The sequence below is a fragment of the Azospirillum thiophilum genome (assembly GCF_001305595.1).
GTDB lineage: Bacteria > Pseudomonadota > Alphaproteobacteria > Azospirillales > Azospirillaceae > Azospirillum > Azospirillum thiophilum.
Genome location: NZ_CP012403.1, coordinates 238866 through 261392, shown reverse-complemented (window position 1 = coordinate 261392; position 22527 = coordinate 238866). Strand labels below are relative to the sequence as shown.

Genomic DNA, 22527 nt, shown 5'->3' with positions numbered 1-22527 from the left:
AGGGCCGGCATGCCGCAAAGGCATAGGCCATATGGCGTAAACCTTTGGCGTAATTCGCATTCCGCCCTCGATCAGGCATGTTCCCGGTCGGATTCCAGACCATCGACGGACGGATGTCACCCAACCCTGCGCACACCTTCTCCCCGCCATCGCCGTCCCGCTGCGTCGTGTTCTCGGTTGCCGGTCAAGCGCTGGCGCTGCCGGTGGAAGCCGTGCGGCGCTTTCTGCCGTTGCCGCGGCTGGACCGCCTGCCGACGGCGCCGCGGCCGGTCGAAGGCGTGTTCCGCTACCAGGGGGAGATCGTGCCGGTCCTGCGCCTGGACGCGCTTCTGGATCTCGGCGCCGGGTCGGAGCCGGGCGGGCTGTATGCGCCGCTGATCCTGATCACATGGCGGGGACGCCCGACCGCGCTGCTGGTCGACCGGGTGCATGGCGACGTGGCGGTGGAGCCGGAGGACCGCGTGGCCTCCGACCCGTCCCTGTCCTTCAACGGCTGCGCCGCCGCCGCCTTCGCCGACCGGGTGACCGGGCGCGGCGGCGCGGTGACGCTGCTGGATCCCGCCCGGCTGCTGAGCGAGGCCGAGGGGCGGCTGCTCGACGCCTTCCGCGCGGCGGAGGAACGCCGGCTCGCCCAATGGGAAGATGGCGGGGGGGACGCGCCGTGATCGTCACCGCCGCATCCGCCGCGATCGAGGCGATCCGCCGCGACCCGCATTTCCCGCGCCTGAAGGCGATGGTGATCGACGCCACCGGGCTGGCCTATTACGCCGACAAGGACGCCGCCTTCGCCGAGCGCATCAACCGCCGCCTGCCGTTCGGCGGCATCGCGACGCTGTCCGGATATCTCGCCGCGCTGGAGGCGGAGGGGCCGAACGGCGCCGAGTATCAGGGGCTGATCAACGAGCTGGCGGTGGGGGAGACCTTCTTCTTCCGCTACATCGAACAGTTCGACGCCCTGCGCGCCGTCGCCATCCCGGAATGCATCCGCCGCAACCAGACCAGCCGGCTGCTGCGGATCTGGAGCGCCGGCTGTTCCATCGGGCCGGAGGCCTACACGATGGAAATCCTGCTGAAGCAGCATTTCGCCGAGCAGCTGGAGGGCTGGCAGGTCCACATCGTCGGCACCGACATCAACGGCGCCTTCCTGGACCAGGCCCGCCGCGGCGCCTATGGCGATTGGGCGGTGCGCGGCCTGTCGCCGGACACGCTGGAGGCCTGCTTCGACCGGCAGGACCGGCTGTGGTCGGTCAAGCCGAAATACCGGCAATGGACCAGCTTCATGCCCTTCAACCTGGTGGAGGGGGCGATCCCCTCATATCCCCACGGCATCGGGCATTTCGACATCATCCTGTGCCGCAACGTCATGATCTATTTCGACGAGGCGACCCGGCACCGGCTGCTGGGGAACCTGCACAGGGCGCTGGCGGACGGCGGCTGGCTGGTGGTAGGCCATGCCGAGGCCGGGCCGCAGTTGAACGAGCTGTTCATCCCGGTGTCGGTGCCCGGCGCCACGCTCTACCGCAAGCAGGTCGACCGCCCGGCTGCGCCATCCGTTCCGCCAACCGTTCCGCCGCCCGCCGCTGCGCCGCCCGCTCCTCCGGTCAAGCCGCGGCGCCCCCCTGCCGCCCGGCCGGCGGCGCCTGCCCCCCTACCGCCTGCCCCCATGTCCGGTGCGGCGCCGCCCGCCGTCCCCGGCCCGCCCCCTGCGGCCGACGCCAACGACCGCTCCACGGTGCTGGAGGGCTGCATCGCCCGCATCGAGGCCAACCGAATGGATCCGGGCGCCCATTACCAGCTCGGGCTGGTGGAGGAGGAGCTGGGCGTCGGCGATCCGGTCGCCGCCTTCAAGCGGGCGCTCTATCTCGACCCGCGCTTCGTGCTGGCCGACTATCATCTGGCGCTGGCCTATTGGCGCCGCGGCCGGCTGGTGCCGGCGCAGCGCCACTTCCGCAACGCGCGGGAGGCGCTGGAGAGCCGTCCCGACGACGAGGCGGTGACGGAAGGCGGCGGACTGACCGTGCAGGAACTGCGCGGCATGCTCGCGCTCTGGCTGTCGGGCGAGGAGGGCTGATGGACGAGACCGATCCCGATTTCCGGCCCGATCCCCACTCCCCTCTCGATCCCCGGCCCCGCCCGGCTCCACGCCGCTCCGCCATCGACTGGGAGGATGTGCGCGAGGGGCTGGCGCAGCGCAGGGCGATCCTGGAGGAGACCTTTGCCGGCCGCGGCCCCTGGGCCGATGCCCTGCTGGACCGCCGCACCGAACATCTGGCCGAACCGCCGCCCGCCCTCGACGGCGAGGACACCGGCATCCCGATGCTGGTCGCGCGCGGGGCGGCGACGCTGTACGGGCTGGAGCTGCGTCATCTCGGCCATATCGTGCCGATGCCGCGGCTGGCCCGTGTGCCGGGGGCGCCGCCGGCGATGCTCGGGGTGATCGCCGTCGGCGGCCGGGTGATGCGGCTGTTCGATCTCGACCGGCTGTGCGGCGGGCCCGCCGCCCTGCCGGCTGGGGACGGCGGCGCGGCGGGCGGCGCGGCGGAGCCCGGCTATGCCCTGGTGCTGCGCACCGGCACCGGCAGGCCGGCGGCGCTGCGCCTGCATGCGGTGGAGCGGGTGGCCAGCGTCGCCCCCCAGCGCACCGCCCCGGCGGAGGCCGGGCCGCTGGTCAAGGCCATCGCCGCCGACCGCATGGCGATCCTCGACATGGCGGCGCTGTTCGACGTCGTGAAGAGCTGAGACCCGTCCGATCCACTCGCAGAAGCCGTCAGGGGCTGGAGTCCAAGAATGAACATCAAAGTCGCGCACAAGCTGGTCCTGGGATTCGGCGCGGTGTGCATCCTGACCGCGCTGCTGGCGCTGTACCAGATGTCGCGCTTTTCCGATGCGCTGGGCGTGATCATGGCGGTGTCCAGCTACGACACCGAGGCGGCCGACTTGGTGACGACGGTCGGCAACCTCCAGGCGGAGCTGCGCAGCACGCGCGAGACGGCGCTGAACGCCGTATCCATCGCCAATGCCGAGGGGCGGGCGGCGGAAATCCCGGCGATCCTGGCGCCGCTGCGCCGCCACTATGACGAGGTCGGAGCCAAGCTGCGCCAGGATCTGGGCAGCCTGCGCGCGATGGTGGCGCAACGCTCGCTCAACAGCGTGACCGACAACCGCCGCCGCGGCTGGGTCGAGCTGGACACCGCGGTCAACGAGATGGGCCGGGCCGTCATGGCGGTCGGCGACGAGGCGCGCACCATCTACACGATGCTGGAGCGCAACCAGGTCGCCGAGGCGCTCCAGCGCCGCCAGAGGGTGGACGAGCTGCGCAGGGCCATGGAGCAGCGCATCGCGGCTGCCCAGACCGCCATCGACCATCTGACCTCCTCGGGGCGTGACGACATCCGGGCGATCTACGACTCCGCGATCCAGTCGTCGGTCATCGCCCTCGTCGTCGTCTTCCTGACCGCCGTCGCCGTCGCCTATCTGATCGGCAGCTCGATCACGCGGCGGCTCGGCCGCGCCATCGACTTCGTCACCAAGGTCGGCCATGGCGACCTGACGCAGGAGATCGCGATATCCGGCAAGGACGAGCTGGCCATCCTGGGCGACCATCTGAACGAGATGGCCGGCCGGCTGAAGTCGATGGCGCGGACGACGCGCGAAACCGCGGAGAGCGTCCACGCCGCCACCGCGCAGATCCGCGCCTCCACCCAGCAGCAGTCGGCCAGCGTCGCCGAGCAGCTGGCGGCGGTGGAGCAGACCACCGCGACCCTGTCGGAGATCACCGAATCGGGCGCGCAGATCAACCGCCGCGCCCAGGATGTTTCCCACGGCGCCCAGACGGTGGCGGCCTCCAGCCATTCCGGCATGAAGGCGGTGGACGACACCATCCAGGCGATGGACGCGATCCGCGAGCAGGCCGAGGCGGTGGCCGAGAACATCGTCATGCTGTCCGAGCGCACCCAGGCGATCGGCGAGATCATCGTGACGGTGAACGACATCGCCGAGCGCTGCCACCTGCTGGCGCTGAACGCCGCCATCGAGGCGGCGGCGGCCGGCGAGCATGGCCGGACCTTCTCCATCGTCGCCGGCGAGATCAAGAGCCTCGCCGACCAGTCGAAGGAGGCGACCGCGCAGGTCCGCTCCAACCTGTCGGAGATCCAGCACGGCATCAACGCCTCGGTCATGCTGACGGAGGAGGCGGTCAAGCGCGTCGCCGCCGGCAAGCGGCAGACCGACGCCACCCAATCGACCATCCGCACCATGGCGGAGAACATCCAGGAGAGCGTGCTCGCCTTCCAGCAGATCGTCGCCGGCACCAACCAGCAGCAGATCGGCCTGGAACAGGTGATCCAGGCATTGCAGAACATCCGCGAGGCCAGCAGCCAGACCGCCGCCGGCACCCGCCAGCTGGAGGGCGCCGCCGCCAACCTGAACAACCTCGGCCAGGGCCTGGTCGAGGCGGTGCGGAACTACCGGGTGTGACGATGCTTTGCCGAGGCACCTGATGGACATCCGCCAGCGCCTGCTCGCCGCCTTCGACATCGAGCACAAGGACCATCTGTCGGCGATCCGCAGCGCGCTCCGCGAGGCCGAGGCCACCGGGGAGGAGCCTGACCTCGTCGACATCCACCGCCGCGCCCACAGCCTGAAGGGCGCCGCCCGTGCCGTCGACCTGCCGGAGGTGGAGGCGATCTCCCACCGGCTGGAGGCCGCCTTCATCGCGGTGCAGAAGGGCGAGACGGCGCTGGACGCCGCCAGCGCCGCCGTGGTGCGCCGGGCGCTCGACGCCATCGAGGATCTGGTCGCCTGGTCGCTCCAGGGCGGCGAGGCGGTGGAGACGGCCGGGGTGCTGGCCGATCTCGACCGGCTGGCCGGCGGCGGGTCCGGCGGGACCGTCTCCTCCTCCGCCGCACCTGCGGGCCACCGGGGGCGGGGGGCCGCGCAGGGGCCGGCGCGCGAGCGGACGGCCGATGCCGACAGCGCGGCGCTGGTCCGCATCGCCTCCCAGGGGCTGGAGCGCCTGTCGGAGACGGCGTCGGCCCTGCTGCCGGAGGTGGAGGCGCAGGCCGGGCTCGGCGAGCAGCTGCGCCAGATGCGCCAGGAATTCCGCGCGCTGGACCGGGCCTGGCGGCATCTGCGGGTGCAGGTCGGGCGCGGGGTGCCGGCCGATGCGGCCGACGGGCGCGGGGCGCTGCCGGCGCTGATGGCATTCGAGCGGCGCTTCCGCGCGCTCGGCGGCGCGCTCGACAGCGCGCACCGCAGCCATGACCGGCTCCTGTGGTCGATGCGGCGCTGGGGCGGCGGCTTCCAGCAGGACATGCGCCGCCTGCGCATGCTGCCGGCCGAGAACCAGCTGAGCGGGCTCGGCCGCATGGTCCGCGACATCAGCCGGGCCGAGGGCAAGGAGGTCGAGGTCGACGTCCGCGGGCTGGAGGTCGAGGCCGACCGCGCCGTCCTGCAGCGGCTGAAGGATCCCATCCTGCACATCGCCCGCAATTCCATCAGCCACGGCATCGAGACGCCGGCCGAGCGGCTGGCGCTGGGCAAGCGGCCGGCCGCCCGCGTCACCATCGCCGCGTCGGTCGAGGGGGCGCGGCTGCGGCTGCGCATCGAGGATGACGGGCGCGGGCTCGACCGCGCGGCGATCCGGCGCCGGGCGGAGGAGCGCGGGCTTCTCGACCCCACCTCCTCCGACGGGGCCGGCGAGGCGGAGGAGGTGCCGCTGGAGCGGCTGACCGAATTCCTGTTCCATCCCGGCTTCTCCACCGCCGTCCACACCACCGAGCTGGCCGGGCGCGGCATGGGGCTGGCCATCGCGCGGCGGGAGGTGGAGCGGCTGCAGGGCAACCTGACCATCGCCGACCGGCCGGGCGGCGGCACCGCCGTCACCATCGAGGTGCCGCTCAGCCTGCTGAGCCAGCGGCTGGTCTTCGTCGCCGTGCAGGACCAGATCCTGGCGATCCCGTCGGCCGACGTGGTCCGGCTGCGCACCACCCCGGCCGAGGCGCTGTTCTCCGGTGTCGGCACGCCGATGATCCGGATCGGCGACGAGGAGATCCCCGTCACCTCGCTGGCGGCGCTGCTCGGCATGGAAGCGCCGGTGGTGCCCGCCGCCGAGCGGGCGCTGGCCCTGGTGGTGGTGCGCGCGGCGGACCGCCGGCTCGCCCTGGCGGTCGACCGCTTCGTCGCAACGCGCGAGACGGTGGTGACCGCGGCGGACGAGACCGGGCTCGAGTCCGGCCGCTATCTCGGCACCGTGCTGATGGACGACGGCGGTCCGGCGCTGGTGCTGAACATTTCCGGCCTGATGCCGCTGCCCGGCAGCATCCTGCCCCCGCCGGCCCGGCCCGCGGAGGAGGCGCCCCCCGTCCGGGCGCATATCCTGGTCGTCGATGACAGCATCACCACCCGCACGCTGGAAAAGAGCATCCTCGAAGCCCATGGTTATCGGGTGACGCTGTGCGTGGACGGGCGCGAGGCCCTGGAGCGCCTGTCCGAAGGGATGGAGGTTGGCCTGATCATCAGCGACGTCGAGATGCCCCGGATGGACGGTTTCGCCCTGTTGCAGGCGGTCAAGGCGGACAGGCGGCTGGCGGAGATCCCGGTGATCCTGGTCACCTCGCGCGCCAGCGACGAGGACCGCGAGCGCGGCCTGCGGCTGGGTGCCGACGCCTACATCGTCAAGACGCGCTTCGACCAGAACGAGCTTCTGGCCGGCATCCGGCGGCTGCTGTGAACGGGGCCGCGCCGTCCGCGGGGGCGCAGGGCGCGCCCCGCCGCATCCGCGTGCTGGTGGTCGAGGACAGCCCGGTCATCCAGCAGCTCCTCAGCCACGTCATCGGCTCCGATCCGCGGCTGGAGGTGGCCGGCATCGCGTCGAGCGGCGAACAGGCGCTGCGCATGATCGAGCGGGAGGCGCCGGACGTCGTGTCGCTCGACATCCGGCTGCCGGGCATCGACGGTTTCGAGGTGACCAGCCGCATCATGCGCCAGACCCCGCTGCCGATCGTGGTGGTGGCGTCCGACGTGCGCGACCTCGACATCCCCATGCGGGCGCTGCAGGCCGGCGCGCTGGCGGTGGTGGAGAAGCCGGGCAGCATGGCGCGCGCCGACTACCAGACGGTGGCGCACCATCTCTGCACCCAGCTGGTCATCATGAGCCAGGTGAAGGTGATCCGGCACCGCATCACCGCCCGCCCCGCGCGGCCGGCCAACGCCTCTCCGGCCGGCTCCTCCCCGGCTCCCTCCCTGCCGGCCGAGGCGGTGACGGCGGACGGGCAGCTCCGGCGTTTCCGCGCGCTCGGCCTCGTCGCCTCCACCGGCGGGCCGGCGGCGCTGTCGCGGATCCTGAGGGAGCTGCCGGCCGGCTTCCCGCTGCCGGTCTTCGTGGTCCAGCATATGGGGGCGCCCTTCATGGCCGGTTTCGCCAATTGGCTCGGCACCGTTTCCGCGCTGCCGGTCCGGCTGGGCGAGCAGGGGACGACCCCGCGCCCCGGCACCGTCTATGTGGCGCCCGGCGACCGCCACATGCAGGTGGAGAACGCCACCATCCGCCTGTCCGATGCCCCGATGGTGTGCGGGCAGCGCCCGTCGGGCGAGGTGCTGTTCCAGTCGATGGCGCGCGGCTACGGCGCCACCGGCATCGGCGTGCTGCTGACCGGCATGGGGGAGGACGGCGCGCGCGGGCTGGCGGAGATGCACCGGACCGGCGCCTACACCATCGCCGAGCACGCCTCCACCGCCGTCATCCACAGCATGCCGGGCACCGCCGTCCGGCTGGGCGGCGCCGTGGAGGAACTGCCTCTCGACCGGGTGGCCGCACGGCTGCTGCAACTGACCTCCGACGATAAGATGGCCTCATGAACGGACTGCGCACCCTCGTTGTCATGGGCTCCCAGACGCAGGGGCTTCTGCTGAAACTGCTGCTGGAGGAGCGCGGCGTGGAGGCGGTCTGCGTCGAGGGCGTCGAGCCGGCGCTGGCCGAACTCGCGCGCGCCCCCCACGACCTGCTGATCGTCGAGGGCGAGCTTGCCGGTCCGGCCGGGCTGGCCGAACTGCGCGCGCGCAGCGACGCGTCGGTCATGGTGCTCGGCCGCGGCGAGGGGGAGTACGATGTCTCCGACCCGCAGGCGCTGGTGGCCGAGGCGTGGCGGACGATCGAGCGGCGCAGCGCACCCCCGACGGCGCCGGAGATCTTCCGCCGCGCCCGCATCCTGATCGTCGACGACAGCGCCACCTACCGCGAATTCCTGCGCGGCGAGCTGGAACAGGAGGGCTGCAGCGTCACCGCGGCCCGCAATGCCGACGAGGCGGTGGCGGCGCTGGCCGGCGGCGGGCTGGATTGCGTCATCCTCGATCTGGTGATGCCCGGCACCAGCGGCACCCAGCTCTGCCAGCGCTTCGACCGCTTCCGGCGCCGGCGCGGCCTGTTCTTCCAGATCGTCATCCTGACCAGCCAGGACGACGAGGAGCAGCTGATGATCAGCCTGAACGCCGGGGCCGATGATTTCGTCGGCAAGTCGCAGACGATGGATGTCCTCAAGATCCGGCTGATGGCACTTTTGCGCCGTAAATACTTCGTCGAGGACCACCTGTTGCGGCTTCCGCGAACTACACCTTCCGCATAGGAGGGAGTAGAGCCATCGTGTGATTTCGCAAGTCGGCGGGTCCGTTTATTGTCTGTGGACATTCCGAAACCTACCGTATGGTCGATCCGGTGCCCATGGCGATCAGCCTCCAGCCCATCCTCGAGACCCCGATCCCAAGAGACGCCGACGCGATGCCCCGATCTTCGGCCACCCCGCTGCCACCGACCGATCAGCGCCACCGCGAGTGCCTCGACAATGCACGCCGGGTCTGCGCGGCCGGCACGGTCCCGACCATGCTCGTCATCGGCGGGCCGGACATCGCCGCCGTGCGCTGCAACGGGGCGCTGGCCGCCCTGTTGAACCGGCCGCACGCCGCGACCCGCGACGAAAGCGGGCACGGCCTGCTGCCGGGCGGCTGGCCCGCGGTGGCCGAGGCGCTGCGCCCGCTCTATGTCGATGGGACAAAAGGGGAGACAAAAGGGAAGGGAGATGCGAAGGGGGAGGCCGCCGCGCCCGCCCGTCCGGAGGTCGCGCTGCTGCGGCTGCCGACCGAGCCGCCGGTGACCCTGCGCGCCGCGCCGCTGCTGGCCGGTGGGCGGGTCGTCGGGGTGCTGGCGACGGCGACGCTGGACGACGCCATTGCCCGGATGGCCGAGACCATGCGGGCGGAGGTGGAGCGCACCAGCGCGGCGCGCTCGCGCTTCCTCGCCTCGGCCAGCCACGATCTGCGCCAGCCCTTCCAGGCGATGCGGCTGTTCCTCGACGCGCTGACGACCCAGGTGGACGGCAATGCGCGGGCGACGCGCACCGCCGGCATGCTGGCCAACGCGATGACGGCGGGCGAGCGGCTGCTGAACGCGCTGCTCGACATATCGACCCTGGATGCCGGAACGGTCGAGGCCGATCTGCAGACGGTGTCGCTCGATGCGCTGCTGCAGTCTCTGGCCGAGGAGTTCCGGCCGCAGGCGGAGGAAAAGGGGTTGCGGCTGCGAGTCCATGTCCCCGCCGATGCCGCCGGCCGGGCCTTCACCCGCAGCGACCCGGTGCTGCTTGGCCGCATCGTGCGCAACCTGCTGGCCAACGCCATCCGCTACACCCAGCGCGGCGGCATCCTGCTCGGCCTGCGCAAGCGCGACGGCCGCTGGCGGATCGAGGTGTGGGACACCGGATTCGGCATCCCGCCGGACAAGCAGGACGTCATCTTCGACGAGTTCCATCAGCTGACCAACCCCAGCCGCGACCCGACGCGGGGGTTGGGGCTCGGGCTGGCGATCGTCCGGCGGCTGTCGGTGCTGCTGAACGCCCCCATCGACGTGCAGTCGCGCTCCGGCCGCGGCTCGGTCTTCGCGGTGACGGTGGAGCCGCTGGCGGACGGCGAGGGGTTGGCCGACGCCCCGGCCGACGCCCTGGCCCCGGCGGCGCCGGTCGACGGCGGCGGTGCAACCGGCGTTCCGCTGGACGGCATGCGCATCCTGGTGGTCGACGACGACAGCATGGTGCTGTCCGGCCTGCAACTGGCGCTGGAGAGCTGGGGCTGCGCCTTCGTCCCGGCCGCCAACATGCGGGAGGTGTTCGCCGCGGTCGACGGGCTGGAGGGGCCGCCCGACGCCATCCTGACCGACCTGCGCCTTCCGGGGAAGGTGTCCGGCTTCGACGTGATCGACCGGGTGCGCAAGCTGTTCAGGGCCGACATCCCGGCGGTGGTGCTGACCGGCGAGACCGCGCCCGAGAGCCTGCTGGAAGGCCAGCGCCGCGGCTGCGCCTTCCTGCACAAGCCCCTCCATCCCGACGAACTGCGCCGGGTGCTGGAGGAGGTGCGGCGCAACGGGAAGACGGCCTGCTAGAGTTTCGTGCGTTTAATATGAAACGCACGAAACTCTAGCCTTATGTTTGGCGATCGGATTCACGCTTCAAATCGATGCCGATTTTACGCGATCCGATCTAATCCCTGGGCGGGCTCTGCATGTACAGCACCAGCAGCCGCACCAGGCTTTCCAGCGCGTTGGCGTGGATGCGCTCGTAGCCGTGCGAGGCGTCGATGCCGAAGCAGACCAGCGCGGTGCGGATGTCGTTGCCGGCCTCGATCGCCGACGCGCTGTCGCAGCGGTAATAGCGGAAGACGTCGCGCTGGTGCGGGATGTTCTGCGCCTTGCACAGCGCCAGCAGCGCATGGGTCAGCGCCATGTCGAACGGGCCGGTGCTGTCGGCCATGGCGATGGTGACGCCGTATTCGCTGCTGTTCTGGCCGGGGGCGGTGGTGCCGTTGTCGATCGTCACCATCTCCGCCACGTCCTGGTGCAGGATCGACGAGGCGCCCGACCCGACCTCCTCCGAGATGGTGAACAGCAGGTGGCAGTCCACCGGCAGGGATGCCCCGGCATCGACCACCGCCTTGGCCGCCCCCAGCATCACCGCCACGCCGGCCTTGTCGTCGAGGTGGCGCGAGACGATGAAGCCGTTCTCCAGGAACTCCGGCTGCGGATCGATGGCGATCAGGTCGCCGATGTTGAAGCCGTGCTCCTCCAGCTCCCGCCGGTTGCGGCAGGGGGCGTCGACGCGCAGTTCCACCTGCTGCCAGCTGACCGGCTGGCTGTCGACCTCCTTGTTGAAGGTGTGGCCCGACGCCTTCAGCGGCAGGATGGTGCCGCGCCACGGGCCGCGGTCGGTCAGCACGGTGCAGCGCGCCCCCTCTGCGAAGCGCGACGACCAGTGGCCGATGGGCACCAGCTCCATCCGGCCATTGTCCTTCAGCATCTTCACCTGGGCGCCCAGCGTGTCGACATGGGCGACCAGCGCGCGGTCCGGGCTGGCCCGCACGCCCTTCAGGTCGGCGCGGATGGCGCCGCGCCGGGTCAGCTCGTAGCGGATTCCCATCCGCTCCAGCTCGGCGCAGCACAGCCGCACCACGTCGCCGGTGTGCCCGGTCGGGCTCGGCGTGGTCAGCAGCCGGTAGAGAATGTCGGTGACATAGCCCATATCGACGGGCAGCGGCACGGCCATGGTCGGATTGTCCTCCTGCTGGGGGAAAATATGCGGCGGTGCCGGCCCCCTCCCTGACCCTCCCCCACCTGCGGTGGGAGAGGGGACTGCCGCCGCTTCGACAGGTACGTCGCGCCACCAGGTCTCCTACCCCCTCTCCCGCGATCGGACCGGCCTTCGGCCGGCCGAGGGCGGGGGAGGGATGGGGAGGGGGCACCGTCGCGACAGCTCCCCCTCAGAACACCCCCCGCGTCTGGGGGAACAGCAGGTCGACGAAGCGTTCCGCCGTCGGCTGCGGTTCGTGGTTGGCGAGGCCGGGCCGCTCGTTCGCCTCGATGAAGACATAGCCCGGCCGGTCGGGCGCCTCGACCAGCAGGTCGAACCCAACCACCGGGATGTCGAGCGCGCGGGCGGCCACCGTCGCCACCTCCACCAGTTCGGGATGCAGGCAGTCGGTCACGTCGTGGATGGTGCCGCCGGTGTGCAGGTTGGCGGTCTTGCGCACCGGCAGCGGCTCGCCGGCCGGCAGCACGTCGTCCAGCGTCCGGCCGGCGGCGGCGAGGCAGCGCTCGGTCTCCGCATCCAGCGGGATATGGCTTTCCCCGCCGGTGGCGGCGGCGCGGCGGCGGCTCTGCGCCTCGATCAGCTCGCGCACGCTGTGATGGCCGTCGCCGGTCACTTCGGCCGGACGGCGCACCGCGGCGGCCACGACCTTCTTGTCGATGACGACGATCCGCAGATCCTGCCCCTCGCAGAACTGCTCCAGCAGCACCGTGTCGCAATGCTGGCGGGCCGCGGCGATGGCGCTCTCCATGGTCGCGGCGTCGCGGACGTCCACCGTGATGCCGCGCCCCTGCTCGCCGCGCGCCGGCTTGACGACGATGCGGCCATGCTCCGCCAGGAAACGCGCAGTCTCCTCCGCGTCTCCGGCAACCATCTGGGCGGGCACGGCCAGCCCGGCGCGCTCCAGCACGCGGCGGGTCACCGCCTTGTCGTCGCAGCGGCTCATGGCGACGGCGGTGGTCAGCTCGCTGAGCGACTCCCGGCAGACCACGCTGCGCCCGCCCCAGCTCAGGCAGAAATAGCCGGCCTCGGCGTCCAGCACATCCACCCCGATGCCGCGCCGCCGCGCCTCGGTGACGATGATGGTGGCGTAGGGGTTCAGCGCCTCGCCGGGCTGCGGGCCGGTGAACAGCCGCTCGTTGATCGGGTTCTTCGTCTTCAGCGCGAAGACCGGAATGCGGCGGAAGTTCAGCTTCTCATAGAGTGCGATGGCGTTCCCGTTGTCGTGCAGCACCGACAGGTCGAGGAAGGCGCGGCCGCGCGCCTGCACATGCTCGGCCACGGTGCGGACCAGCGTCTCGCCGATGCCGGGGAAGGCGGCCTGCGGGTCGACCGCCAGGCACCACAGCGAGCTGCCGTTCTCCGGATCGCCGAAGGCGTGGGCGTGGTCCACCGCCGTCACCGCGCCGATCACCTCGCCGGTGGCGTCGTCGCAGGCGACGAAATGGGTCAGCACCCGGCTGTTGCGCGACGCCACCAGGAAGGAGGAGGAGACCGGGACCATCCGCCGCCGGGCATAGATGCGCTGCACGCCCTCGGCATCCTCGCGCGTGCGCAGGCGGCGGACGCTATAGCCCTTGGGCCGGCGGCGGGACGGGCGATAGTCGCTCAGCCACAGGCGGAAGCTGTGGGAGGGGTCGAGGAACAGCTCCTGCGGGGCGCGCGACAGGGCGACATGCGGATCCTGCAGGTAGAACACGATGTCGCGGGTGCCGGGCGCCTCCTGCCGCAGGGTGTCGATCATGCGGCCCTGATCGTCGAAGGTGTGGGCGAAGATCAGCCGGCCCCAGCCGCAATCGACCGTCACGTCGGCGCGCGGCGCCTCGGCTTCCCCCTCGCCCTCGGTCGGAGGGCGGCCGGTATAGCGCCGGGTGTGGCGCAGGGTGGCGCTGGCGGCGCGTTCCAGCCTGTGCGGTTTCACGCGGGCGTAGCTCATGGGATCCCCCCCTGATGTTCGGCTCTGGTTTTCCTGCGGCGTCCGGCCGAATGGCGTCCGGTCAGAAGCCCTGTTCCTGGAACCAGAATTCCAGCAGCGCCACCTGCCACAGCTTCGACCCGCGCAGCGGCGTGATGTGGCGTTCCGGATCGGCCAGCAGCCGGTCGAGATAGTCGCGGCGGAACAGCCCGCGTTCGCGCGCGGCCGGGGCGTCCAGCACGTCGCGCACCAGCTCCAGGAAGGGGCCGCGCAGGTATTTCAGCGCCGGCACCGGGAAATAGCCCTTCGGCCGGTCGATCACCGCCTCCGGGACGACGCGCCGCGCCGCCTCCTTCAGCACGTATTTGCCGCCCTCGGCCAGCTTCATCTCCGCCGGGATGCGGGCGGCCAGCTCGACCAGCTCATGGTCGAGGAAGGGCACGCGCGCCTCCAGCCCGGCGGCCATCGTCATGTTGTCGACGCGCTTGACCGGGTCGTCCACCAGCATGACCGTGGTGTCGAGCCGCAGCGCCTTGTCCACCGGCCGTTCGGCGCCGGGCATGGCGAAGCGCTCCTCCAGCCAGCGGCGGGAATGGTCCTCGCCGACGAAGCGCGGGTCGAGCGCCTCGGCCATTCCGGCCTGGTCGCGGTCGAAGAAGACGCGGGCATAATCGCCCACCGCGTCGCGGCTCTCCAGCAGCGGCGGATACCAGTGATAGCCGCCGAACACCTCGTCGGCGCCCTGGCCGGACTGCACCACCTTCACCTGCTTGGCCACCTCCTGCGACAGCAGGAAGAAACCGATGTTGTCGTGGCTGACCATCGGCTCCGACATGGCGCGCACGCAGTCGCGCAGCTCGGGCAGGGCGCGGGCGCTGTCGACGAAGATGCGCCGGTGGTCGGTGCCGAAATGCTTGGCGACGATGTCGGAATACTGGAACTCGTCGCCGCGCTCGTCGCCCACCGTCTCGAAGCCGATGGAGAAGGTCTTCAGCCCGCTCTGGCCGTTCTCTGCCAGCAGCGCGGTGATCAGCGAGCTGTCCAGCCCGCCCGACAGCAGCACGCCGACCGGCACGTCCGCCACCAGCCGGCGGCGCACGGCGCGGGTCAGCGTCTCCAGCACCAGCTCGCGCCAATCCTCGAAGCCGCGCCCCTCGTCGCCCGGCTGCGGGCCGAAGGTCAGCGACCAATAGGTGGTCTCCCGCTGGGTGCCGTCCGGCTCCACCACCAGCACGGTGGCGGGGGGGAGCTTGCGCACGCCCTTCAGGATGGTGCGCGGCGCCGGGACGACGGCGTGGAAGCTCATGTAATGGTGCAGCGCCACCGGATCGACGTCGGTGTCGATGCCGCCAGACGCCACCAGGGCCGGCAGCGAGGAGGCGAAGCGCAGGCCGCCCGGAATGTCGGCGAGGTAGAGCGGCTTGATGCCCAGCCGGTCGCGCCCCATCACGACCCGGCCGCTGTCGCGCTCATGGATGGCGAAGGCGAACATGCCGTTGAGGCGCTTGACGAAATCCGGTCCCCAGGCGTGATAGGCCTTGATCAGGACTTCGGTGTCGCCGCCCGAGAAGAAGCGGTAGCCGAGCCCGACAAGCTCGTCGCGCAGGTCGCGGTGGTTGTAGATGCAGCCGTTGAAGACGATGGCGAGGCCGAGCGCCGCGTCCACCATCGGTTGTTGCGAGGCTTCGCTGAGATCGATGATCTTCAGCCTGCGGTGGCCGAGCGCGACGCGCCCATGGGCGAACAGGCCGTGCCCGTCCGGCCCGCGCGCCGCCATCCGGTCGCACATGGCCTGGACCGCCGCGCTGCTCGCCGCGGTTCCCGCCTTGAATCTGATTTCACCGCTCAATCCGCACATCGGCTGTCGAGCCTCCTCGTTGGTTCAGGACGAAGGGGCGCTCGACCCGCAAGAAGGGCCAAACACCGGGGGCACCGGCTGCGGAATGCGGCCGCCACCCGTCGCGAGCGCTCGTGAAACACCGGTGGGGGCACCCTGCGCCCGCACCGCATAACGGCCCGGGCGGGCCGGGGTTCCACGATGATGGAGCTGCCGCCGTTCCATCGGGCGTGCAGTCCGTCGCTCCAAACCGACCGCTCTGCGATCGGGACCGTTTAGATAGGGATGGAGTCCGGGAACGTCCACCAACCCAAGGTGGCAAAATGGCCGGGGTCAGGCTTGGCGGTCGCCGGTCGCGGTGCGGATCAGAGCTTGAAGAAGCCGCGCAGCCGCGCCAGCAGCGCCTGCGATTCCACCGGCGGCGAGGGGGCGGCGCCGTGGCGGCGGTCGCGTTCGGCGCTGTTCCGGCTCTGGCGTTCGGCCATCAGTTCGGCCAGCCGTTCGGCCAGTTCCGGGCGGCGGCGCAGCAGCGGGTCGAGATGGCTGCGCTCCAGCTCGAACACCAGGGCGTCGGTGCAGGCGACCACCGAGGCGCTGCGCGGCTGGCCGGTCAGCAGCGACATCTCGCCGAACAGGTCGCCCGGCCGCAGGCGGATGAGGTGGAGCGGTCCGGGACCCCGGCCGCCCTCCGCGTCTGCCGGAGAGGCGTTTGCGGGCGCTGTGACCTGGACGTCGAGCACCCCTTCGGCGATGACGAACAGCGATTCCCCCGCGTCGCCCTGGCGGACGGCGGCGGCGCCGGCGGGGAGGTGATGCGGGCGCATCGCCCGGGCCAGCGCCTCGACTTCCTCGTCGTCGAAGGCGTCGAACAGGTCGAGCCGCCGCAACAGGCCGTGCCGCAGGCCGTCGCCGTCGGGCGGGGCGGGGCGGCGGCGGTGCATCTCCTGCTTCGGGCGGGCGGGCTCGATCCCGGCGCGGGCGAGGTTGGCGAGCGCCGCGGTCAGCACGGCGTCGCGCACCAGCGACAGGCGGGCGCCGTCGTCGGCCCAGAAGCGCGCCAGATAGGAGACGCCGTTGGGGGTCACGCCGTCGACGATCACGTCGGGCCGCGGGGTGGGCAGCACGCCGTCGGCGCACAGCAGGGCGGACATCAGGATGCGCTTGGCGCGCTCGACCGGCACCTCCTGGTCGAGCAGGATCGGCACCGTGGCGCGGAAGGCGGAGGCCGGGCGGCTGTAGTTGGTGAAGCGGCTGCCGGCGACGATGCCGTTCGGTACGATGATGGCGGTGCCGTCCGACGAGATCAGCCGGGTGGCCCGCCAGTTGATCTCGTCGACCCGGCCGGCCACGCCGGGCGACAGCTCCAGCCAGTCGCCGAGCCGGTAGGGATGCTCGATGTTCAGCGCGATGCCGGCGAAGATGTCGGCGATCATGTTGCGCAGCGCGAAGCCAAGCACGGCGATGGCGACGCCCGAGGTTGCCAGCAGGCCGGTGACCGGCTGTTCCAGCACGAAGGCCAGGATGGCCAGCACCGCGACGCCATAGACGAAGAAGCGCAGCAGGTCGGCGAGCAGCCGCGGGATGCGGGGTGGCCGCTGCCCGTTCGCCCCGCCGCTTCCGTTGCCCGCCGCCAGCAGGTCGATCAGCCGTGCCCCGCCCCAGGCCGCGGCCAGCCAGGCCGCCGCCGCGACGGCGATGTCGAACCCGCCGCTCAGCGACGAACCGGCGATGGGCTCCAGATGGGCATGCAGCCAGGGCTTGGCCGCCGCCAGCCCGGCGAGAAGGGCGAGGACGGCGCAAGGGGCGGACAGACGCCGCAAGGCGTTCATCGGACAGGGGATCTCCTCGGCACCCGGCCACCGCGGCCGGGCGAGGGGCGACGATGGCACGAGCACGCCTCGTCCCGTCAAGCGGTCAATTCATCCTCCCGTCGGGGCGATCGGGTTTGGCGGCGAACGCCCATCATCGGCGCCCGCCGGCGGCCCGTCAGATGATCTCGCGGGCGCGGTCCTTGAACACCGTCGCGGCGATCTTCAGCGCATCCGGGGTGCCCTTGGCCAGCGCCTCGACGAAATGGGCGGCCTGCCCGGCCTTCACCTTGGCCGGCATCGGCGGTTCGTTGCCGTCGACGAGACAATCGACCACCACCGGGCCGGGATGGGCCAGCGCGGCGTCCAGGATGGCGCCGCACTCCTTGGGGTCGCGGATGGTGAAGCCCGTGCCGCCGCAGGCCTCCGCCACCTTGGCGAAGTCGATCGGCTGCAGGTCGCAGACATATTCGGGATTGCCGAGCATGGCGATCTGCTCCCACTTGATCTGTCCGAGCGAGCTGTTGTTGTTGATGATCACCTTGATCGGCAGCTTGTACTTCACCGCCGTCGCGAACTCCGCCATCAGCATCGAGAAGCCGCCGTCGCCGACATAGGCGACCACCTGCCGGTCGGGAAAGGCCAGCTGCGCCGCGATGGCATAGGGCAGGCCGGGCGCCATGGTGGCGAGGTTGCCGGACAGCGAATGCATCTGCCCGCGCTTCACCGGGATCTGCCGCGCCCACCATGTCGCGATGGTGCCGCTGTCGCAGGCGACGATGGCGGTGTCGGAGAGGCGCTTGCCCAGCTCCCAGGCGGCGACCTGCGGCTTCATCGGCAGGTCCCGGCGGGTGCCGCGCTCCTCCATCAGCCGCATCCACTCCGCCTTGCCGGCCTGCGCCTCCTCCAGGAAGGACCTGTCCTCGTGCCGCTTGATCCGCCCGGTCAGGATGTCGAGCGCCAGCCGGCAATCGCCGACCAGCCCGGCCTCCACCGGATAGCGCAGGCCGATGCGCGCGGCGTCGATGTCGATCTGGATGCCGCGGGCCTGGTCGGGCTTCGGATAATATTCGATGTAGGGAAAGGTCGATCCGGCGATCAGCAGGGTGTCGCAGCCCTCCAGCGCCGTCTGCGACGGCTCGGTTCCCAGCAGCCCGACCGATCCGGTGGTATAGGGGCTGTCGTCCGGCACCGCCGCCTTGCCCAGCAGCGCCTTGACGATCACCGCGCCGGTCTTCTCCGCCAGCCGCTCCAGCTCGTCGGTGGCGTGGAGCGCGCCCTGTCCGGCCATGATGACGATGCGCTTGCCGGCATCCAGGATCTCGACCGCACGCCGCATCTCCGCCTCCGACGGGACCGGCAGTTCCGGCGCGAACAGGGCGGTGTTGTGGCCGGCGACGTTGCGCGGCGCCCGCAGGTCGTCGCCGGCCGCCTGGTCCTGGAGGTCGACCGGGATGGTGACGTGGGCGACGCCGCGATGGGCCAGCGCGGTGCGGCAGGCCAGCGTCGCGATGTTGCGGACATGGGCCGCGCCCATGATGCGCTGGTTGAAGACCGACACGTCCTGGAAAACCTTGTCCAGCTCGACATCCTGCTGGGTGTGGGTGCCGACGAGGTCGTGATATTGCAGGCCGGTGATCGCCAGCACCGGCTGGTGGTCGAGCTTGGCGTCGTAGAGGCCGTTCAGCAGATGGATGCCGCCGGGGCCGGAGGTGGCGAGGCAGACGCCGAGCCTGCCGGTGAATTTGGCGTAGCCGCAGGCGGCCAGCGCCGCCGCCTCCTCGTGCCGGACCTGGATGAAGCGGATCTCGTCCTTGCGCTTGCGCAGGGCCTCGACCAGTCCGTTGATGCCGTCCCCGGGGATGCCGAAGATGGTGTCGACCCCCCAATCGACCAGGACGTCCACCAGGATGTCGGCTGCCGTGCGTGCCATGGGCTTTGTCTCCGTACCGCGTCTGTCGTCTTCTTGCCCAGCAACAGGACGGCGGCGCGGCGGTTCCCTTGGCTATGCCCCTCTGGGGATTCCCTTGGCTATGCCCCTCAGCGGCAGCTGCGGAACGCCCCCATGTCCAGGTGGAAATGGTTGCGGTGGGCGTCGTTGTACTCCGGTCCCAGCACCACGTCGAAGAATCGGCAGGCGCCGTCGCGCAGGTCGCGCAGGAAGGCGGCCTTCGCGCCGGCCCCGGCGGCGCCCCAATCGTTCAGAACGCCGATCCGGGTGCCGTCGGCCAGCACGAAGGCGGCGAGGTCGATGGCGTTGGCGCTGGCATGCTCGCTGCGCCGGCCCTCGGCGCGGCCATAGACGTTGCGGCAGGCATAGGTGCCGAGATGCTCGACCCTGGCCACCCTGCTGCCGAAATGCCGCTCGGCCGCCGGCTGCATCGCATGCGTCTCGAACAGGGTCCAGGCGGCGGCGAGCCCGCAGGTGGCGATGAAGCCGCTGCTGAAGGCGACCTCCGACCGCGACACCCGGACCACCCCGCGGAGCGCGCAGTCCTCGTCCGACCCGCGATCGGGCGACCCGCGATCGGGCAGGGCGGTGAAGCGCAGGCCGGTATCTCCCAGCGCGGCGCGGCACTGCTCCGGATCACGCTCCAGCCGCGCCAGCTTGAAGCCGGTCAGCCAGTCCGGTTCCGCCCGCAGGTCGAGCGGCGCCCATGGATCGTATGTCGCCGGCACCGCGACCAGCCCGCCCCACACCGCCGCCGCCGCCCCGGCCGCCGCCAGCAGGAGGACAAGCGCCAGCCATCGCAGCAGCCTAGCCATCCGCGGCTGCCGGTCGGGCTGCCGGTCGCCGTACCGGCCGTCTATCGGGCATCAGCGGTCCAGCAGCCCGTGGCGGCGATGCCAGTCCTCCAGCGATTCCTCGGGATAGCCGGTGAATTGCACATCGTTCGGGCCGTCCGGCACCTCGACCCAGGGTGCCTTGAATTCCAGCATGATATGCACCCGTTCCGGCGGCGTCGGCAGCGGCGTGTCGATGGCGGAGGCGAAGGGATGGACCAGCTCCGGCCAGGCCGGATCCTCCGCCCACAGCGCCGTGCCGCAATGCGTGCAGAAATGGCGGCGTGACGGGCCAAGATGGGTATGGCCGGGATGGCCGGGATCGTCGATGGGGGCGCGCCAGGTCGCCACCGCCTCGCGCCCTTCGACCTCCAGCGTGTCGGCGTCGCCGCCCAGATTGATGGCATAGCCGCCGCCCCCGGCGCTCTTGCGGCAGATGCTGCAATAGCAGCGCATGTAGGGGACGGGCGTCGGCGAGTTCAGGGTGAAGCGGACCGCGCCGCAGCGACAGGAACCGGAGAGCTTCATGGATTTGGGTTCCGGGAGCAATTGGACAGGAAACCGACATAGGCCCATTCTGGCGTGTCGTGCGTTTAATATGAAACGCACGACACGCCAGGTTGCTCCCTGATGAAGCGCGTTCGATATTCGCTCGGACTGATGCCGAGCCTTTTGCGAAAATGGTGCCGCAGCGTATGGGGACTGCCAAATCCCGACGCCAGCGCCACGTCCTCCATGTTCGCCTTCCCCTGACACAACAGCCGTTGCGCTTCACTGACACGTTCGGCCACGAGCCAATCCCCCGGTGTCTGTCCGGTGGCCTCGGAGAACCGGCGCAGAAACGTGCGGACGCTCATACGACACTCCCCGGCCATGCGTTCGACACTCCAGTTCATCGTCAGATTGGCGCGGACATTCTCCAGAAGCGGGGTGATCTCCAGGCCTTCCCGATGCGCGACCGGGCGCTCGAGGAACTGGGCTTGGCCTCCCGTGCGATGTGCGGGGATCACCAGGCGCCTGGCCACGGAATTTGCGGCCGTCGCACCGAAGTCCTGCCGGACGATCTCTATCATGAGGTCGATGCCGGCAGCACTTCCGGCCGAGGTGTAGATTCGATTGTGTTCGCGATAGAGCGAGGCGTCGTCAACCGCGATCTCGGGATAGCGCGCACGGAGTTTGTCCGCATATCGCCAGTGTGTCGTCACAGCTCCGCCCGAAAGCAGCCCCGTCGCCGCCAGGACAAAAGCTCCCGAACAGATGGACACGAGCCGCGCCCCCCGTTCGTGGGCGGCTCGAAGCTGCCGGCAAAGCGCATCGGCAACGGGACTGTCGGCCCCCTTCCAGCCGGGAACGACCACGATGTCGGCCTGTTGCAACAGCTCCGGGCCATGGTCGGCCATCATGACGAAGCCGCCATGCGCACGCATCGGCCCTTCATCCACCGCGCAGCTTGCGAAGCGATACCACCCCGGCCCCATCTCCGGGCGGGAGAGGCCGAAGATTTCGGCCGCGATCCCGAACTCGAAGGTGCAAAGACCATCGTAAAGCAGGGCGACGACGAGGGGGCCGGTGAGGTTTGGCATGATGTTCACGTATATTGTCATTTCCGCCAATTGCAAGCCTGGTGGCGCTTCGGACAGAGTGACGGCGAAAGGAGATCGAACATGGCAACGTCCGTCACCGCCGTTCCGCCGGCTCCAAGCGCCGAGGCCTGTGAGCACTTCGCGGCCGAATTCACATTTGAAACTGACTGCTGGGACACGCACGAAGCCCTCGAAAAGGGGGCTGATTTCGTCCTGCTGGACGTGCGCAGCCCCGCCCTGTTCGCCAAGGGCCACATTCCTGGAGCCATCAATCTCCCCCACGGCAAGATCGTGGGGTCCAGGATGGCTGATTGGCCGGAAGATACGATCTTCGTGACCTACTGCGCCGGTCCCCATTGCAATGGTGCGGCGCGTGGTGCGTTGCGACTTGCCAGGTTGGGGCGGCCGGTCAAGCTCATGGCCGGGGGTGTGACCGGCTGGCTGGACGAAGGCTTCACTCTCGTTTCGGATGAAGCCACCTGACGACCCTCGTCAGGACGGCTCTGCCGGCTGACGTTGCGCCGCTATCCAAGGGCAGGGGGCAGGGGGCAGGGGGCGGCGGAAGGCGGGGGCGGCGGCATGTGGCCCCCGCCCCCGCAACCGCTTACCCCATGATGTTCTCGTCCAGGATGCGGCGTGGCATGTCCGCGCGCTGTTCGCGATCCTGCTTCGGCGGCTTCGTGACGCTGAAGCCGATGCCCGTCAGCAGGAGAACGCCCAGCGAGGCCACGGTGACGATGTTGCAAAGCATGGTGACTGACCCTTTCCCTAACCTCATTCGGCCACCCGATCGGGGCGGCCGGACCTTTATTCGCCGGTTCCCTGCGCTATCGACGCCGGGGCCCGGACTTTTCTTCCCTCGGCATCGCCGGAGGCGCCGGAAAAATGATCCGCGTGACGGATTGTATTGATTTCCAATGCCTTACCGGCGTGGGCGCCGCGGAGCGCTCACATAGTCCCGCATCGCCGCGCCGGC

18 protein-coding genes are annotated in these 22527 nt (G+C 70.7%); 9 read left to right on the top strand and 9 right to left on the bottom strand.

The window, feature by feature from the left end:
* Positions 1-77: 77 nt before the first annotated feature.
* The 8 genes from AL072_RS20390 to AL072_RS20355 all read left to right on the top strand — a co-directional run bounded on the left by AL072_RS20390 (position 78) and on the right by AL072_RS20355 (position 10426).
* On the top strand, positions 78-665 hold the full coding sequence (locus AL072_RS20390; RefSeq protein ID WP_052710219.1) for a chemotaxis protein CheW: 588 nt from the start codon (positions 78-80) through the stop codon (positions 663-665).
* Positions 662-2071 carry a CheR family methyltransferase gene (locus AL072_RS20385; RefSeq protein ID WP_245636949.1) on the top strand — a complete coding sequence of 470 codons (1410 nt, stop codon included), beginning with the start codon at positions 662-664 and terminating at the stop codon, positions 2069-2071. The genes AL072_RS20390 and AL072_RS20385 overlap by 4 nt, the downstream gene beginning before the upstream one ends.
* Positions 2071-2739 (top strand): chemotaxis protein CheW, encoded by a 669-nt coding sequence (locus AL072_RS20380; RefSeq protein WP_045584075.1) that lies wholly within the window; start codon positions 2071-2073, stop codon positions 2737-2739. The genes AL072_RS20385 and AL072_RS20380 overlap by 1 nt, the downstream gene beginning before the upstream one ends.
* 48 nt (positions 2740-2787) lie before the next feature.
* Entirely contained in the window at positions 2788-4476 is a 1689-nt protein-coding gene (locus AL072_RS20375) for a methyl-accepting chemotaxis protein (RefSeq protein ID WP_045584074.1), read from the top strand.
* Positions 4477-4498: 22 nt separating this feature from the next.
* Positions 4499-6730 carry a hybrid sensor histidine kinase/response regulator gene (locus tag AL072_RS20370; RefSeq protein WP_045584073.1) on the top strand — a complete coding sequence of 744 codons (2232 nt, stop codon included), beginning with the start codon at positions 4499-4501 and terminating at the stop codon, positions 6728-6730.
* Positions 6727-7857 carry a chemotaxis-specific protein-glutamate methyltransferase CheB gene (gene cheB / locus AL072_RS20365; RefSeq protein ID WP_245636948.1) on the top strand — a complete coding sequence of 377 codons (1131 nt, stop codon included), beginning with the start codon at positions 6727-6729 and terminating at the stop codon, positions 7855-7857. The genes AL072_RS20370 and cheB overlap by 4 nt, the downstream gene beginning before the upstream one ends.
* Positions 7854-8621: a response regulator transcription factor gene (locus AL072_RS20360; RefSeq protein ID WP_045584072.1), complete on the top strand. Its 768-nt coding sequence runs from the start codon at positions 7854-7856 to the stop codon at positions 8619-8621. Before cheB ends, AL072_RS20360 begins: the two co-directional genes overlap by 4 nt.
* 152 nt (positions 8622-8773) lie before the next feature.
* Complete coding sequence (locus AL072_RS20355; RefSeq protein WP_245636947.1) at positions 8774-10426, top strand: ATP-binding response regulator; 1653 nt, start codon at positions 8774-8776, stop codon at positions 10424-10426.
* A 97-nt stretch (positions 10427-10523) separates the two neighbouring features.
* Here AL072_RS20355 and AL072_RS20350 read toward each other — a convergent pair whose 3' ends face one another.
* From AL072_RS20350 to ftrA, 8 genes are all read right to left on the bottom strand, one after another.
* Positions 10524-11582: an osmoprotectant NAGGN system M42 family peptidase gene (locus AL072_RS20350; protein WP_060721735.1), complete on the bottom strand. Its 1059-nt coding sequence runs from the start codon at positions 11580-11582 to the stop codon at positions 10524-10526.
* Positions 11583-11796: 214 nt separating this feature from the next.
* A complete protein-coding gene (gene ngg, locus AL072_RS20345; RefSeq protein WP_045584071.1) occupies positions 11797-13560 on the bottom strand; it encodes an N-acetylglutaminylglutamine synthetase in 1764 nt (587 codons plus the stop codon).
* Between the two features lie 61 nt (positions 13561-13621).
* A complete protein-coding gene (locus AL072_RS20340; RefSeq protein ID WP_045584070.1) occupies positions 13622-15397 on the bottom strand; it encodes an N-acetylglutaminylglutamine amidotransferase in 1776 nt (591 codons plus the stop codon).
* A 344-nt stretch (positions 15398-15741) separates the two neighbouring features.
* Positions 15742-17205 (bottom strand): mechanosensitive ion channel family protein, encoded by a 1464-nt coding sequence (locus AL072_RS20335; RefSeq protein ID WP_045584069.1) that lies wholly within the window; start codon positions 17203-17205, stop codon positions 15742-15744.
* A gap of 157 nt (positions 17206-17362) precedes the next feature.
* Positions 17363-19117, bottom strand: a complete 1755-nt coding sequence (locus AL072_RS20330) for a thiamine pyrophosphate-dependent enzyme (RefSeq protein ID WP_045584068.1) — start codon at positions 19115-19117, stop codon at positions 17363-17365.
* Positions 19118-19224: 107 nt separating this feature from the next.
* Positions 19225-19950: an extensin-like domain-containing protein gene (locus AL072_RS20325; protein ID WP_144428318.1), complete on the bottom strand. Its 726-nt coding sequence runs from the start codon at positions 19948-19950 to the stop codon at positions 19225-19227.
* A 51-nt stretch (positions 19951-20001) separates the two neighbouring features.
* Positions 20002-20496 carry a GFA family protein gene (locus AL072_RS20320; RefSeq protein ID WP_045584067.1) on the bottom strand — a complete coding sequence of 165 codons (495 nt, stop codon included), beginning with the start codon at positions 20494-20496 and terminating at the stop codon, positions 20002-20004.
* 65 nt (positions 20497-20561) lie between these two features.
* Complete coding sequence (gene ftrA / locus AL072_RS20315; protein WP_045584586.1) at positions 20562-21551, bottom strand: transcriptional regulator FtrA; 990 nt, start codon at positions 21549-21551, stop codon at positions 20562-20564.
* Between the two features lie 81 nt (positions 21552-21632).
* Between ftrA and AL072_RS20310 the strand changes: the two genes are divergently transcribed.
* Positions 21633-22034: a rhodanese-like domain-containing protein gene (locus AL072_RS20310; protein ID WP_045584066.1), complete on the top strand. Its 402-nt coding sequence runs from the start codon at positions 21633-21635 to the stop codon at positions 22032-22034.
* A 121-nt stretch (positions 22035-22155) separates the two neighbouring features.
* On the opposite strand, the gene AL072_RS35220 is transcribed toward AL072_RS20310, so the two are convergent.
* Positions 22156-22302 (bottom strand): hypothetical protein, encoded by a 147-nt coding sequence (locus tag AL072_RS35220; RefSeq protein ID WP_167543393.1) that lies wholly within the window; start codon positions 22300-22302, stop codon positions 22156-22158.
* Between the last annotated feature and the right edge of the window lie 225 nt (positions 22303-22527).

Coding starts and splice junctions, on each gene's coding strand:
- AL072_RS20320 (WP_045584067.1), bottom strand. CDS start 20,496: ATGAAGCTCTCCGGTTCCTGTCGCTGCGGCGCGGTCCGCTTCACCCTG.
- AL072_RS20390 (WP_052710219.1), top strand. CDS start 78: ATGTTCCCGGTCGGATTCCAGACCATCGACGGACGGATGTCACCCAAC.
- ngg (WP_045584071.1), bottom strand. CDS start 13,560: ATGAGCTACGCCCGCGTGAAACCGCACAGGCTGGAACGCGCCGCCAGC.
- AL072_RS20340 (WP_045584070.1), bottom strand. CDS start 15,397: ATGTGCGGATTGAGCGGTGAAATCAGATTCAAGGCGGGAACCGCGGCG.
- AL072_RS20360 (WP_045584072.1), top strand. CDS start 7,854: ATGAACGGACTGCGCACCCTCGTTGTCATGGGCTCCCAGACGCAGGGG.
- AL072_RS20380 (WP_045584075.1), top strand. CDS start 2,071: ATGGACGAGACCGATCCCGATTTCCGGCCCGATCCCCACTCCCCTCTC.
- AL072_RS35220 (WP_167543393.1), bottom strand. CDS start 22,302: ATGCTTTGCAACATCGTCACCGTGGCCTCGCTGGGCGTTCTCCTGCTG.
- ftrA (WP_045584586.1), bottom strand. CDS start 21,551: ATGCCAAACCTCACCGGCCCCCTCGTCGTCGCCCTGCTTTACGATGGT.
- AL072_RS20350 (WP_060721735.1), bottom strand. CDS start 11,582: ATGGCCGTGCCGCTGCCCGTCGATATGGGCTATGTCACCGACATTCTC.
- AL072_RS20355 (WP_245636947.1), top strand. CDS start 8,774: ATGCCCCGATCTTCGGCCACCCCGCTGCCACCGACCGATCAGCGCCAC.
- AL072_RS20375 (WP_045584074.1), top strand. CDS start 2,788: ATGAACATCAAAGTCGCGCACAAGCTGGTCCTGGGATTCGGCGCGGTG.
- AL072_RS20370 (WP_045584073.1), top strand. CDS start 4,499: ATGGACATCCGCCAGCGCCTGCTCGCCGCCTTCGACATCGAGCACAAG.
- AL072_RS20335 (WP_045584069.1), bottom strand. CDS start 17,205: ATGAACGCCTTGCGGCGTCTGTCCGCCCCTTGCGCCGTCCTCGCCCTT.
- AL072_RS20310 (WP_045584066.1), top strand. CDS start 21,633: ATGGCAACGTCCGTCACCGCCGTTCCGCCGGCTCCAAGCGCCGAGGCC.
- AL072_RS20325 (WP_144428318.1), bottom strand. CDS start 19,950: ATGGCTAGGCTGCTGCGATGGCTGGCGCTTGTCCTCCTGCTGGCGGCG.
- AL072_RS20330 (WP_045584068.1), bottom strand. CDS start 19,117: ATGGCACGCACGGCAGCCGACATCCTGGTGGACGTCCTGGTCGATTGG.